At 44.3% G+C, this 14,689-nt stretch carries 13 protein-coding genes; 4 read left to right on the plus strand and 9 right to left on the minus strand.

Going from position 1 to position 14,689, the window contains the following annotated elements:
- Positions 1 to 60 precede the first annotated feature (60 nt).
- Together GK108_RS26555 and gldB are read right to left on the minus strand one after the other, a co-directional pair.
- A complete protein-coding gene (locus GK108_RS26555; protein ID WP_163954612.1) occupies positions 61 to 1,881 on the minus strand; it encodes an ABC transporter ATP-binding protein in 1,821 nt (606 codons plus the stop codon).
- Positions 1,882 to 1,974: 93 nt separating this feature from the next.
- On the minus strand, positions 1,975 to 2,952 hold the full coding sequence (gene gldB / locus GK108_RS26560) for a gliding motility lipoprotein GldB (protein WP_163954613.1): 978 nt from the start codon (positions 2,950 to 2,952) through the stop codon (positions 1,975 to 1,977).
- Positions 2,953 to 2,991: 39 nt separating this feature from the next.
- On the opposite strand from gldB, the gene GK108_RS26565 reads away from it, so the two are divergent.
- Entirely contained in the window at positions 2,992 to 3,888 is an 897-nt protein-coding gene (locus tag GK108_RS26565; RefSeq protein ID WP_163954614.1) for a porin family protein, read from the plus strand.
- 60 nt (positions 3,889 to 3,948) lie between these two features.
- Here the strand turns inward: GK108_RS26565 and hisF are convergent, their stop codons facing one another.
- The 5 genes from hisF to GK108_RS26590 all read right to left on the minus strand — a co-directional run bounded on the left by hisF (position 3,949) and on the right by GK108_RS26590 (position 7,703).
- Complete coding sequence (hisF, locus tag GK108_RS26570) at positions 3,949 to 4,776, minus strand: imidazole glycerol phosphate synthase subunit HisF (RefSeq protein WP_163954615.1); 828 nt, start codon at positions 4,774 to 4,776, stop codon at positions 3,949 to 3,951.
- On the minus strand, positions 4,776 to 5,201 hold the full coding sequence (locus GK108_RS26575; protein WP_163954616.1) for a GNAT family N-acetyltransferase: 426 nt from the start codon (positions 5,199 to 5,201) through the stop codon (positions 4,776 to 4,778). The genes hisF and GK108_RS26575 overlap by 1 nt, the downstream gene beginning before the upstream one ends.
- A gap of 2 nt (positions 5,202 to 5,203) precedes the next feature.
- Positions 5,204 to 5,926 (minus strand): 1-(5-phosphoribosyl)-5-[(5-phosphoribosylamino)methylideneamino]imidazole-4-carboxamide isomerase, encoded by a 723-nt coding sequence (hisA, locus tag GK108_RS26580; RefSeq protein WP_163954617.1) that lies wholly within the window; start codon positions 5,924 to 5,926, stop codon positions 5,204 to 5,206.
- Between the two features lie 85 nt (positions 5,927 to 6,011).
- Complete coding sequence (gene hisH, locus GK108_RS26585) at positions 6,012 to 6,614, minus strand: imidazole glycerol phosphate synthase subunit HisH (protein ID WP_163954618.1); 603 nt, start codon at positions 6,612 to 6,614, stop codon at positions 6,012 to 6,014.
- Positions 6,615 to 6,791: 177 nt separating this feature from the next.
- Positions 6,792 to 7,703 (minus strand): DUF72 domain-containing protein, encoded by a 912-nt coding sequence (locus GK108_RS26590; protein ID WP_163954619.1) that lies wholly within the window; start codon positions 7,701 to 7,703, stop codon positions 6,792 to 6,794.
- A 156-nt stretch (positions 7,704 to 7,859) separates the two neighbouring features.
- Between GK108_RS26590 and GK108_RS26595 the strand changes: the two genes are divergently transcribed.
- Both GK108_RS26595 and GK108_RS26600 read left to right on the plus strand, forming a co-directional pair.
- The gene (locus GK108_RS26595) at positions 7,860 to 10,502 is read left to right on the plus strand and encodes a valine--tRNA ligase (protein ID WP_163954620.1); all 2,643 of its coding nucleotides are present in this window, start codon (positions 7,860 to 7,862) and stop codon (positions 10,500 to 10,502) included.
- Between the two features lie 169 nt (positions 10,503 to 10,671).
- Positions 10,672 to 11,190, plus strand: coding sequence for a D-glycero-alpha-D-manno-heptose-1,7-bisphosphate 7-phosphatase (locus tag GK108_RS26600; protein ID WP_163954621.1), 519 nt, complete (start codon positions 10,672 to 10,674; stop codon positions 11,188 to 11,190).
- 56 nt (positions 11,191 to 11,246) lie between these two features.
- On the opposite strand, the gene GK108_RS31445 is transcribed toward GK108_RS26600, so the two are convergent.
- Positions 11,247 to 11,375 (minus strand): hypothetical protein, encoded by a 129-nt coding sequence (locus GK108_RS31445; RefSeq protein ID WP_262887463.1) that lies wholly within the window; start codon positions 11,373 to 11,375, stop codon positions 11,247 to 11,249.
- Between the two features lie 122 nt (positions 11,376 to 11,497).
- Entirely contained in the window at positions 11,498 to 12,979 is a 1,482-nt protein-coding gene (locus GK108_RS26605) for a type III PLP-dependent enzyme domain-containing protein (protein WP_163954622.1), read from the minus strand.
- A 289-nt stretch (positions 12,980 to 13,268) separates the two neighbouring features.
- Here GK108_RS26605 and GK108_RS26610 point away from each other — a divergent pair, with 289 nt between their 5' ends.
- A complete protein-coding gene (locus GK108_RS26610) occupies positions 13,269 to 14,651 on the plus strand; it encodes a UDP-N-acetylmuramate--L-alanine ligase (RefSeq protein ID WP_163954623.1) in 1,383 nt (460 codons plus the stop codon).
- The last annotated feature ends 38 nt before the right edge of the window (positions 14,652 to 14,689 follow it).

Raw genomic sequence — 14,689 nt, forward strand, 5'->3', positions numbered from 1 at the left:
GTAATGCTACTGATTTCTATATTCAGTGAATATCAGCTATGAACTTAAAACCATAAACCACTATTCAATGGTTTCAAACTGCAATTTAACCAGATTCGCATAGATGCCATCTTCCTGAATAGCTAATTCATCGTGCGTTCCTGATTCAGCAATTTGCCCTTCACGAATCACATAAATCTTGTCTACTTTCCGAATCGTAGCCAGCCGGTGCGCAATAATAATTGTCGTACGGTTTTGCATCAGTTCATCCAATGCTTCCTGTACTAGTTTCTCCGATTCGGCGTCCAGCGAACTGGTGGCTTCATCCAGAATCAGAATAGCCGGATCTTTGAGAATAGCCCGGGCAATTGCGATACGTTGCCGCTGTCCACCCGACAGTTTAACACCTCGTTCGCCAACGACTGTCTGGAATCCTTCCGGAAACGATTCGATGAACTGAAGTGCATTGGCTTTTCGGGCTGCTTCCCGAATTTCGGCTTCAGTAGCGCCCGGCTTGCCATATTGAATATTTTCCAGGATTGTTCCCCCAAAAAGAATCACCTCCTGCGGCACTACGGCAATATTTTTCCGAAGATCAGTAATATTGAAACTGTTCAGATCCCGATCGTCGACGGTAATCTGGCCACTTTCGGTCGAATAATACCGCATGAGCAGTTGTACAATTGTCGATTTGCCAGCGCCACTTTTACCAACCAGGGCAATTTTCCGACCGGCTGCTACGTCCAGCGAGATACCTTTCAGAACAGCTACGTCAGGACGGGACGGATAGGAGAAATGAACGTCGTTGAATTGAACGTGTCCGTGAGCGGGTACAAACAGCGGTAGTTCCTCATCAGCATCCACTTCGGACGGCTCTTCAAGAATTTCAAGAATACGTTCCGATGCGCCGATTGTCCGTTGTAGCTGCGCGTATAAATCGCCCATACCGGCCACGGAGCCGCCAATAAACATTGTGTAGGCTAAAAACGTGAGCAGATTCGCAAAGGGCATTTCGTTGGCCATCACCAATGAGCCACCGTACCAGACAACGCCAATGATACCACCGAACAACGCAAAAATGATGAATGAAACAAAAACACCCCGGAATTTAGCCGCCCGTAGCGCCGTATCCACCACTTTATTTAAGGCCGTACCATACCGATTGATTTCAATGCGCTCATTGGTAAACGCTTTTACTACGTTTATCGACTGCAACGTTTCTTCGACCACTACGTTAGCCTGAGCCAGCAGGTCCTGCGCCTGCTTTGATAGTCGGCGAATAAACCGGCCGAAAACCATAGCTGCAACGATAATCACCGGAAAGGTCGCCAACATAAATAATGTCAACTTCCACGATACGTAAAAGATAATGCCGGTACCGATTGCCAACGTAGCAACCTGCCGAAAAAGCTCGGCTACCGTTAATGTCAATACGTCCTGTAGCTGCGAAACATCGGCCGAAATACGGCTGGTTAGTTCTCCTACCCGGCGCTTCTCGAAAAAGGTGATTGGCAACGTAATGATTTTACTGTAGGTGGCCCGACGAACGTCGGCCATAGCCCGTTCGCTAACCTGCGAAAAGAAATAGATCCGAAAGAAGGAGAAAATAGCCTGGGCAACTAAAACGCCAACGAAAAATAGCGTAACCTGGTTAAGGGTAAACGCCGAATGCCCCTGAATAACGCTCGTAATCTGACCAATGAGCAAACCAAAGCTCATGGTTGTTCCTGTCGATAAAATCAAAAACAGGAATCCAACTATATACTGGAATCGATAGGGTCTTACAAACCGAAAAACACGTAAAGCTTTCTGAAATCCTTCCCGACTTATTTTCTTTTTATCTTCTTTACTGGCTTCTTCGCCAAAATTGCTTCCCCCAGTGGTTCCTCCTCGCTTTGCCATTGTTTGTGATGCTTCTCAATAAACTATCCTCATTCAGATAGTCGTAATTCAGTCAAAAATATTTCCTGACAATCAGACTGGATATGATATTGATCATTCCTGCGTCTGACCCTTATAGCCAGATTCCTCAAAAATTTGTCGAGCATTCGCATTCCGCATTAAATCGGCAATGCTAACACTACTATGACCATCGTGATAAAAACTAACGATCCGCCAGCCTAACCACCTGCCTATTGCGCCGGGGCAGTTCTGCCCTATTTCGGCAGTAAACGGCCTTTCATTCAAATATCGCTGTTTTATGGCTGGATTTGTCTGATAGAGGAGCTGATTGTCAATAAAATGTCCCCAAACGACATCCTGAGCATTAAACGTTTCGGTCAGTTGCTTGTCTGAGTATCCGATGATCAGACTATCTGCTACGTTCGGAAGCATTGTTTTTGTGAATACGTACCCTTTGCCATAATAAACCATATCGGCCAGCATCGTCTGATCGGATCGGTTGGTGGCATTGTATTTGTCTGAAATGGAGAAAACGATAGCGGGTGCTATGTATTCTTTCTGATATCGACGTAGTATATACTCAGGAAATTCCGGCCCACGGGGACGATACTTAGCTTTAGGTCCAGCAAAATAATCAATACCAATGATGATAAGGCTATCCGTAACAACCAGATCTGGGCCAGCAAAGCCTGTTACTAACGTAGCAACTTTGGGCGGGCGAAAGTCTGGAAAATCTTTTTTTATGTTCGTGAACGCTTCGCCCAGTTCTTTTTTCAAGTCAGCCATATCGCCAAACTCCGCTTCGACCTGCTTATATAGCTCGTTCAAAGCTGGATTATTAACCCGGTTGGTCAATTCTTGGACTAAGGCTGTATCATTTCCGGCACCGTTCGCGTTAAAGTACAATTGAGCAATAGCTGAATGCTGATTCAGAAATGCGCGGACACTATCGGACGATTTAGTAGAGAAAAGCTGTTGATCTAATCGGATAAGCGTAACATCTTCGTTTTTAGTACACGAAGCGGAGAAAAATAAGCAAAAAATACCGGCTAGGGCCGTCTGTAGTCGCATGAAACACAGGGGTTTTCTGTATTGAAAACGTGCAAAATTATGAAAAAAGTTGCAGGGTTTGGTCTGATTTTGATGATACTGGTTGCCGCTCAAAGCTGGGCCCAGTCGAAATCTCCTGCCCTTTACCAGATGAGAACGAAGGAATCGAGCGTAACTGAGAAACGATTCCGAAAAATTTTAGGCGATAATTACGACGGTCAGGATCAAAATCGGCGGGATTATAATGACGATCGTAAACGCCGTCGTCGCAAACAGCAAACCAGTGACGACAACGAAAACAACGGATACGGATCTGGCCCTGATTATGCCTGGCCAACGCACCTCATCGAAATGAGCATCCGGTTTGCTCCTTCGCTCGATTTGAACACAGCCGAAGGAAGTGGCAGCTATTCAGGATTCCGGGAAAATGGGGCGGGGGTTCGTATGAGTCTGGGGCCTTCGCTGGACTACTTCTTTTTCAAAAACCGATACGCATTCAGCACCGGACTTTGGTATACGGTTAAACGATCAGGTTTTCAGATGCCCGGTACGTTCGGACAAACGATATGGAATCCAGGCGCGCCCGAGAAAGAATCAATCTACAATCTGCAATACTTGCAGTTACCGCTTAGCGTGAAGCTCTTTGCGAACAACATCGCGCCTAATATGCGCTTATATATTCAAACGGGAGGTTTGCTAAGCCTGAAACTCGCCGAAAAAGCCCTGGAGCCCGAACGTAATGGTTTATATCAGGCTGAGAGTGGCGGGAATCGGCGGCAATATGGTTTTGGCGATGTTGAAATGCTGCTAGGCACAGGCATTCAATACAAAATCAATCAGAACAACGCTTTTAATATTGGCATGAGTTATCAGCGAGGCTTGATCAATGTTGTTCGCGGTAGCCAGCTCGTTTCCAAAAACCGGGTTGTTGCCCTGGAATTAGGATTCAAATTTTGAGTTCCAACTAGCCCCTGGTGGTTTGACATCATCCTGTTCAAACAGCCAGAGGCTATTACGTTATAACCGCATCTCGATTCCTTTTTCGCGTAAATAGCCTTTTAAGGCCGGTATCTCAATTTCTTTAAAGTGGAAAATGCTGGCTGCCAAACCGGCATCGGCTTTCCCTGTCGTGAACACATCCACAAAATGATCCATTGTACCGGCCCCGCCCGAAGCAATAATGGGTATATTAGCCGATCCCGAAATCTGTGCTGTTAATTCCAGAGCAAACCCCGCTTTGGTTCCATCCGTATCCATCGACGTCAGCAAGATTTCGCCAGCGCCCCGTTCTTCTACTTCTTTCGCCCAGGCAATTGTCCGAAGAATTGTCGGTTTACGTCCGCCGTGCGTATGCACAATATGCTCGTAGCGTGCCGCCAGCGGTTCTGCATCATTAAGCGTTCCGGCTCCATGTTCGGCACTACCAGCACCTTCTTCCAAATTGATCCAGCGTGTATCGATAGCTACAACAATGCACTGGCTCCCAAATTCCAACGCTAGCTCATTGATCAGATCTGGATTTCGAACAGCGGATGAGTTGATCGAGATTTTGTCAGCACCTGCATTTAATAGGGCTGATACGTCAGCTACCGACGAAATTCCGCCACCAACCGTAAACGGAATATTGATCGTATGCGCTACGTTACGTACCAGCTCGATCAACGTTTTACGTTCGTCAACAGTCGCCGTAATGTCCAGAAAAACCAGTTCGTCGGCTCCTTGCTCAGCATAGACGGCAGCTAAGGCGACTGGATCACCAGCATCGCGGAGATTAACAAAGTTGGTGCCTTTAACGGTACGTCCATCTTTAATATCAAGACAGGGAATAATACGTTTCGTGAGCATTAGTAATGGGTAAATTTTTTAATAGCCATTGTGTTTTCAGGCTCCTCAATGGGCTTAAAACCAAACTGTGTATATAAGCCGTGTGCATCTTTCGTAACCAGCATTATCCGGCGTAACCCCTGTAATGACGGATAATCCATAATAAATGCCACCAGTTGTTTTGATAAACCTTTACCCCGATGTTCGGGTAGAATAAACACGTCAGCCAGATAGCCGAACGTAGCGTGGTCTGTAACAACGCGCGCAAAGCCAACTTGCTGATCATTGTTCGAATAAACACCGAAACAAAGCGAATTGTCAATGGATCGCTGAACAATCTCGACGGGAATATTCTGACACCAATACGCGTCCTGGCTCAAAAAGCGATGAATAACAGGAACGTTCAGTTTCGTTTTATCAGCGCTGATGGTATAGTTAGAGGTCATGACTATTGCCCATTAATAGCTGATAACTCCTTCAACGTAACGCGTCCTTCATAAATCGCCTTGCCAACAATAACACCATAAACGTTCATATCGGCCAGCGTTTCTATATCGGTCATATTGCTGACTCCGCCACTGGCAATTACGTTCAAGCCAGGAAACTGATCCTGAAGATTTCGGTATAAGTCAAATGAAGGTCCTTGCAGCAAGCCATCTTTTGCTACGTCGGTGCTGATAACGTACTGAATTCCTTTCTCAACCCATTGGCCAACAAAATCATACACCCAAACTTCGGTCGACTCCTCCCAGCCGCTGACAGCTATTTTTTCATTTTTGGCATCGGCACCCAGAATAATAGTGTCGCCACCGTGACGCGACAACCAGCGCTCCATAACTTCGGGCTTCTTCACCGCAATACTACCGCCTGTTACCTGTTTAGCTCCGCATTCAAACACAACCCGCAAATCATCGTCCGACTGAACACCGCCACCAAAATCAATATGCAGTCTTGTTTTGGAAGCTATTTGTTCCAGCACTTTCCAGTTGATAACCCGCTTTTCCTTGGCCCCGTCAAGATCGACAAGATGTAAGCGAGTTAACCCGGCATCTTCAAATTGTTGAGCTACTTCCAGTGGCCGGGCATTATATTCTTTTTTCTGGCTATAGTCGCCTTGTGTTAGCCGGACCGCTTTACCTTCGATCAGGTCAATGGCAGGTATGATATACATTCGTGAAGTCAGAGGTTATCCACAATGTTATCCACAATTGAGAAAAAATTCTGTGGATAACATCGCTTATATATTGATTATAAGGTTATAATTTCAGAAAGTTCTCCAGTATTCTCTGTCCGACGTTTCCACTGATTTCAGCGTGAAATTGAGCTGCGTAGAAATTATCCCGGTGCAACATGGCGCTAAACGGCCGGACGTAATCACAAATAGCCGTTGTTTCAGCACACACATCAGCTGCGTAACTATGAACAAAATACACATAGGCATTTTCAGAAAGCCCTTCTGTTAGTGGTCCCTGCAGCGAATGAATATTATTCCAGCCTGTATGGGGCACTTTAAATCCAGGCAGCCCGTCTCCAAGGCGGGCCGGAAATCGACGAACGTCAATATCAAAGATCCCCATACAGGTTGTATTATTTTCTTCGGAATAGCGGCACATCAACTGCATGCCAACGCATGTCCCCAGCACAGGTTGTTTCAGCGATGGGATGAGCTTATCTAAACCTCGTTCCCGCAAATAAGTCATGGCCGTACTGGCTTCTCCAACACCCGGAAAAATGACCTTGTCGGCCGATCGGATTTCGGCTTCGTCGTCAGTTAATACGTAGCTTGCCCCCAGCCTTTCCAGCGCGTACATTACCGACTGTACGTTACCAGCGTTGTATTTTATTATGACAGTTTTCATAATGAAAAAACCCAGCTCTTTGCAGAACCGGGCTTTGTATATTGTGTTATCGGGATTATCATTCCAAACTCACAAACACATGCATCTTGTTCTGCCGCGTTACCGCCCAGAATGATGATGCCGATGGTTTATGTAAGTACGTATCATGAAACAAAAGTAATGGGTAGTGTAGTCAAATCAAAACAAACTGCCCTGGACTACTTTGGGCTGAAGCACAGGCTCGCGCAGATTCAGCCCACAATGCTTATTTAACTCCCGAATCCAGTATAGAATCAGTTCGGGTGCCGTATCGTTGTCTCCTCCACCATGAATAAATAGGTAGGCTGTTTGCAGTCCCTTGTCAAACCAGGTTTTTAGCCGTTGTATCCAGGCATCAGTACGTGTATAGTCGCTCGAATGACCTTCATTGGCAATGAAACGTAGCGTTAGAACGGGACTGCTCAAACTCATATGTAACACATCCCGTCGACCCGCTACGTCGGTAATCACTAAGTGCCGATGCAACGCCTGAAGTCGTTCGAGCGTTTGCTGCCAAAAGGCGGCTTTGCTGAACCAGTCTGGATGCCGGAATTCGACAGCTACGTCCAGATCATCGGGCAGACTTTTTAGATATGCTTCCAGCAATGGCCACTTAGCAGGGGCAAAAGAGGGTGGCAGTTGTAAAAATGTCATCCCTAAATATTCTTCCAGACCGAATATGGCGTTTACGAACTCTTCTGTCAGCCCTTCGGTTGCTACTAATTGGCGTTCATGGCTGATAATCTGAGGAAATTTGGGACAGTACGTAAAGCCTGATGTTGCCTCTGCTTTCCATTTGTCAATCATATTCACGGTTGGAATCTGATAATGGGTCAGATTTAGCTCAATCGTGTTAAACTGCCGGGTATAATAATGCAGGAAATCACGTTCCTTTGCATTGGAAGGATACACTTTTCCGACATAATCTTTATTGGCCCAGATTGGTCCCCCAATAAATATATTAGGGTGTTTCGTAGGTTCTATTCCTGCCCATAGACGCGCATTGAATGCCGGACCAGGCGGTAGGGTAAGATTGATAGCGTCGAGGTTATGTATTTTTCCAAATTCCATAGGCAAGCCATGAAGTATGTGGTTAAAACTCTGAAAGAAGCCCTTTCGTTTTTACACCCTATCCAATTTAGCTAATTTTGCTGTTATATCTGTAATTCTGCTTCATATTACCTACAACAATTTACTGTAGGAAAACGAAGTAGTTCCGACTGCTTTATGATTTCAAAAACATACACCCCACAGGACATTGAGGAAAAATGGTATCAATATTGGCTTGATAACCAGTTTTTTAAATCGACTCCACCCAGCGATCCATCTGATACACGCGAACCCTACACGATTGTCATTCCGCCACCCAACGTAACGGGCGTGCTCCATATGGGCCACATGCTCAACAATACGATTCAGGACGTACTGATTCGTAAAGCACGTATGGAAGGAAAAAATGCCTGCTGGGTTCCGGGAACCGACCATGCCAGCATTGCTACCGAAGCGAAAGTGGTGGCTATGCTTAAAGAACGGGGCATCAATAAACATGATCTGACCCGTGAGCAATTTATGGAGTATGCCTGGGAATGGACGCATAAATATGGCGGCATCATTCTGAAGCAGCTACGTAAACTTGGTGCCTCCTGCGACTGGGATCGGACACGGTTTACGATGGAGCCAGACCTGTATGACTCTGTTATCGACGTATTTGTTGATTTATTTGAAAAAGGAAAGATTTACCGGGGTGTTCGGATGGTGAACTGGGACCCGCAAGGTCTTACGGCGGTTTCGGATGAAGAAGTTATCACCAAAGAGGTTCAGCAGAAACTGGTTTACATTCGTTATGAGATTGCCGGAAGCCAGGGCAATGACTTTATCACGATTGCTACTGTTCGTCCGGAAACGATTATGGCCGATGCGGCTATTGCCGTCAATCCGAATGATGACCGCTATCAGCATTTACATGGTAAAAAGGCTATTATTCCGCTCGTTAATCGTGAGATTCCAATCATCCTGGATGACTACGTAACGATGGATTTCGGAACGGGGGGGCTGAAAGTTACGCCCGCCCATGACCCTAATGACTATACACTGGGGATAAAACATAATCTACCCGTTCTGGACATTCTCAACGACAACGGTACACTGAATGACAAGGCTCAGATTCTGGTTGGTCAGGATCGTTTTGCGGCCCGAAAAGCCATTATCAAACTACTTGAAGAATCGGGTAATCTGGTTAAGGCCGAAGACTACAAATCGAACGTTGGCTTCTCGGAACGTACCAATGCCGTTATTGAGCCCAGACTATCACTACAGTGGTTCCTGAAAATGGATGAGATCTCGAAACCAGCTTTCGAGAACGTAATGAACGATACTATTCAGCTCCATCCGTCTAAATTCAAGAACATGTATCGTTCCTGGATGGAGAATCCTCACGACTGGTGTATTAGCCGACAACTATGGTGGGGGCAGCGTATTCCGGCTTTCTACATGAAAGACGGTACTATTATCGTTGCGAAAAATAAGCGGGAAGCTCTCCGGAAAGCACAGCGCGATTATCAATTGTTTGCCTTAACGGAAGCTGATCTTGTGCAGGATGAGGACGTATTAGATACCTGGTTCTCATCGTGGTTGTGGCCTATATCGGTTTTCAACGGATTAAAAGATCCAAACAATGCCGATATTAACTACTACTATCCGACCAGCACGCTCGTTACCGGTTTTGATATTATTTTCTTCTGGGTAGCCCGTATGATCATCGCTGGTTATGAATACCGGGGAGAACGGCCATTCAAGGACGTTTATTTTACCGGGATGGTCCGCGATAAGTTGGGTCGTAAAATGTCGAAACAGCTCGGCAACTCACCCGACCCGCTCGATCTTATTGATAAATATGGCGCAGATGGCGTACGGACTGGTATGTTGTTTAGCTCGGCTGCCGGTAATGATCTTTTATTTGATGAGAAATTGTGCGAACAGGGTCGAAATTTCAGCAACAAAATCTGGAACGCATTCCGGTTAGTAAAGGGCTGGACGGTTAGCGATCAGCCAACTGCTGGCAGCGAACAACTGGCGATACGTTGGTTTGAATCGAAACTGAGCGTTACGTTAGTCGAAATTGAAGATCATTTCAGCAAATTCCGTATTTCGGATGCGCTACAGGCCATTTATAAACTGATCTGGGATGACTTCTGCTCGCAATATCTGGAGCTGATCAAGCCAGGCTTTGAACAACCCATTGATCGTGCTACGTATGAGGCTACCATCAACTTCTTTGAACAACTGATGTGTCTGGCTCATCCATTCATGCCGTTCATTACAGAAGAAATATGGCAGGAAATCCGCGAACGTAGTGAAGGGACTAGTATCTGTGTTTCCGCTTTCCCAAAAGCCAATGATGCTGATACGAAGATTCTCACCGACTTCGAAACGCTGTTCGAGATCATCAGCAGCGTGCGAAACATACGTAATGCGAAACAGATTTCGCCTAAAACGGAATTGCCTTTAGCTATAAAAACTTCAGCATCTGAGCGATTTAATGCGCTTGAGTTATTGATTCAGAAAATGGCCAATGTTTCGGCAATTTCCTACGTAGCAGAAAAGGCCGATGGTTTATCCTTCCTTATTAAGGGCGATGAGTTTTTTGTTGATATCGCCAGCGAAATTGACGTTGAACAGGAGATTGCTGCTACTCAGAAAGAACTGGAGTATAACGTTGGTTTCCGGGACGCAACGCTAAAAAAGCTATCAAACGAAAAATTCGTTGCGAATGCGAAAGCGGATGTAGTTGACCGTGAGCGCCAGAAACTTGCTGATGCAGAAGCCAAAATTCAGGCTTTAGAACAACGTTTACGGGATTTACAATCGTAAACATACGTTCATTTTAATACGTTAAGGAAGCATCTATGACTTACAATTATCTGTCATAGATGCTTTTTTGCGGCCGTTCAGAAATAATGTATAGAACACGCATTCATGATAATACAATAATTTTAATACCTTTTTGTATTATTGCCCAAATTGCAGATTGTCACTACTAATGAATAAGTGTATTTTTCTGGATAGAGATGGTGTCTTAAATGAAGACAGGCCCGATTATGTATATCGGATTGAAGACTTCATTATACCGGATGGTGTACCCGAAGCATTACGATTATTAAAAGAGGCTGGTTATTTACTCATCGTTATCACGAATCAGGCAGGTATAGCCAAAGGTTTGTATACGCGTGATGACGTAATGAAATGCTATGACTACCTTCAGGAACAGTGCGGTCATCTTATCGATGATATCTACTACTGCCCCCACCACCCAAGTTATGATACACAGTCGTTAACCCGTAAACCAGGTTCGCTACTGCTTGAAAAAGCAATGGCGAAATATAATATTACGCCCGATGAATCCTGGATGATCGGTGACGCACCACGGGATATTCAGGCGGGGAAACGCGTTGGTGTTCGAACGCTACATATCGTTCACAACGCTGAACTACCGACAGACTCCGATAAACAAGCTCCAAATCTACTTGAAGCGTCGAAACTAGTACTTAATTATACGTAACATAAAAAAGGGTCAGCGTTCGAAATGCTGGCCCTTTTTCATGTTACGTATCTTCTTTACACCTTAGCCTGTTGCGTTGGTGCAGGCTTATGCACACTACCATACGCTGGACAATTTGCCTTACGAGCACACGATCCGAGCGACAGTGTCGCCAGCGTAGCGCCTAGAATCAGTAGTTTTTTCATGAAATATCGGTTCCGTTTTGCCTTTAATTCAGAATAATAAACGAAAATAGTGCCAGAAAGCATACAATCATTCTTCGCTTTATCGTCCGGGCTATATTACAGACCTGTTAGCAGACAGCCCTTTAATTATCGTCTTTTATTAACTCTTCCTCTATACGCTCTTCGGCAGCTTCTGTCGCTTCCAGTTCAGTCATTCCGGGTTCAGCATTGCCAAAACCTAAGATTTTAAGCATAACCTCGCTATTTTGCTCAGGAGCGAATAATCTGGAGCGAAGGTTACCTTCTTCGTCTTTATCAATTATTACGTGCTGAGGGGCCGGAATCAGGCAATGCTGAATACCTCCGTAGCCGCCAAGCGATTCCTGATAAGCTCCTGTATGGAATAAGCCAACGTATTGATCTTCGGCTTGCTGATCAAAAATTGGCAGATACAAGTCAGCACTATGGGCTTCGGTATTGTAAAAATCGTGAGAATCACACGTTAGTCCACCCAGATTAACCTTCTGATACGGGTTATCCCAGTTATTGACTGACAACATGATGTATTTCTGCCCTAACCCCCAAGAGTCTGGTAACTGCGTAATAAATGACCCATCGATCATATACCACAATTCTTTGTCGTTCTGCAGCTTCTGATCGATTACTTTATAGATAACTGCGCCACTTTCGCCAACTGTATATGACCCGAATTCGGTGAAAATATGCGGAACTGGTACGTTGTTTTTATTACAGATCCACTGAATGCTTTCTACGATCTGATCGATCATAGCCTGGTAATCGTACGTAAACTGGAATGAGGTTTGAATGGGCATTCCACCACCAATATCAATCGAGTCGAGATCTGGACATACCTTTCTCAACTCGCAGTATTTATACATAAACCGGCTCAGCTCGCTCCAGTAGTAAGCGCTGTCTTTTATACCCGTATTGATAAAGAAATGCAGCATTTTGAGCTTAAACCGCTCATTCGGCTGTATCTTACTCCGATACAGCTCATTGACATCGCTGTAACGTACCCCCAGACGCGATGTATAAAACGCAAAGTTGGGTTCTTCATCAGTGGCAATACGGATACCAAAATTCACCGTATCGGCCGTTATGGAATTTTCGTACGCTTCAATTTCTTTGAGGTTATCCAGCACCGGAATACAGTTCGTAAATCCATCGTTGATGAGTTCACTTATGTATTGTGTATAAAGTGGTCGTTTATAACCGTTGCAGATGATATAAGTACTTTTCGAGACTTTGCCCATCTTATGCAACTCCCGGATAATAGGAATATCATAAGCCGATGACGACTCAAGATGGATATTATTCTTCAGTGCTTCTTCCAGCACAAATCGAAAATGGGATGACTTTGTACAGTAACAGTACGTATAGTTTCCTTTGTAGTTATATCGCTTCATAGCATTCTTGAACAGCAGTTTAGCGTGTTCAATATGCTCTGTAATTTTCGGCAGATAAGTCAGCTTAAGGGGCGTCCCATACTGTTTGACAATGTCCATTAAAGGTACATTGTTGAACATTAACTCGTTGTTCTCTACATTGAACTCTCTGGTTGGAAATTCAAATGTCTGGTCAATCAGGTCATAGTAAGTCTTCATCCCTTTGTTCTACGCATAAATAGGTAGTTTACCATAATACGTCTATATTATGGCTTATAGTTATCGTTACTGTTTATTCTGAAAAATAGGCGCGAATTTGGCCCTGAAAAGTGGGCTTTCCAAGCATTATTATTCGCAAAATAATCAACGAAAAAGCCAGAGGTTTGATTCGCATACCTACTTAAATTTAATAGTATCGAAACACAGCTCTTATCCCGCTGGCTTACCTTCTTTCTTCAAAACCAAAAGAAGCCCTACTTTTGCCATTCGACACTGACAGATTTACCGAATGCCTCAAGCCATCCACTTTATTTCAATTGGAGGTAGTGCCATGCACAACCTTGCCATAGCTCTTCAACAACAAGGCTATATTATTACAGGATCTGACGACACTATCTATGACCCTTCACGATCCCGTTTATTACAACATGGCTTATTGCCTGTAGAAACAGGTTGGTTTCCAGAAAAAATACATGCTGGATTAAGTGCCGTTATAGTAGGAATGCATGCGCTGGTTGATAATCCTGAATTAGTTAAAGCTCAGGAATTAGGCTTACCTATCTTTTCTTATCCCGAATTTCTATACCAGCAGAGTCAACAAAAGCAACGTGTTGTTATTGCAGGTAGTCATGGCAAGACAACTATCACAGCCATTATCCTGCACGTATTACAATATCATAATCGCTCCTTTGATTACTTGGTCGGCGAGCAAATACATGGGTTTGAAACGATGGCTAAGTTAACCTCTGACTCTCCAGTTATCATTATTGAGGGCGACGAGTATGCTTCTTCTCCTATCGATTCACAGCCTAAATTTTTACATTACCATCCACACATTGCACTGATCAGCGGAATTGCCTGGGACCATGTTAATCTTTATCCTACCTGGGAGGCTTATGTGGATCAGTTTGAGCTCTTAGCAGAAGCGATGCCTAAAGGCGGTATTTTGGTTTTTGATGAATCTGATGACATGCTTGATGTTATTGGTCAAAAAGAACGCGCTGACATCACCAAGGTGCCTTACCAAGCACACAAGAGCGAAATTATTGACAACCAGACATTTCTAGTCGATAAACAGGGGAACAAGATTCTGGTGCAGCTATTCGGAGACTATAATTTGAAAAACATTAGTGGAGCAATGACTATTTGCGACCGTATTGGCATCACAGAAAATCAGTTTTATGAGGCCATTCCTTCATTTAAACCGGTAGCATTACGTTTAGAAAAAATAGCTGAGCGAATTAGTAGTGACTCTAATAAACGAATTATAATACGAGATTTTGCGCACTCACCTGCAAAAGTGGAAGCATCCATAGAGGCTGTAAAGAAGCAGTACAGTACTGAAAAGTTATATGCTATTTTAGAATTACACAGCTTTAGTAGCTTAAGCAAAAGCTTTCTCATTGAGTATAAAAACACATTGAGTGCTGCCGACGTAGCTGTAGTCTATTTTAACATCAATGCTCAGCCTTACCGCGACCAGATCGATCCAATAACAACTCAGGATGTAGAACGGTCATTCGGACGTTCAGATCTCAACGTGTTCACAGAAAGTGATAAGATGCAACGCTTTTTAATCGACAATAAAAGCGAAGCCGATGTCTTTCTATTTATGAGTTCTGGAAATTTTGATCAAATCGATCTTAATACGCTCAGCTCTCAACTTTTATAAAAACAGAGGCCTTAAAACGAGAAAAGGCGTTGTCGGTC

The sequence above is a fragment of the Spirosoma terrae genome (assembly GCF_010435915.1).
GTDB lineage: Bacteria > Bacteroidota > Bacteroidia > Cytophagales > Spirosomataceae > Spirosoma > Spirosoma terrae.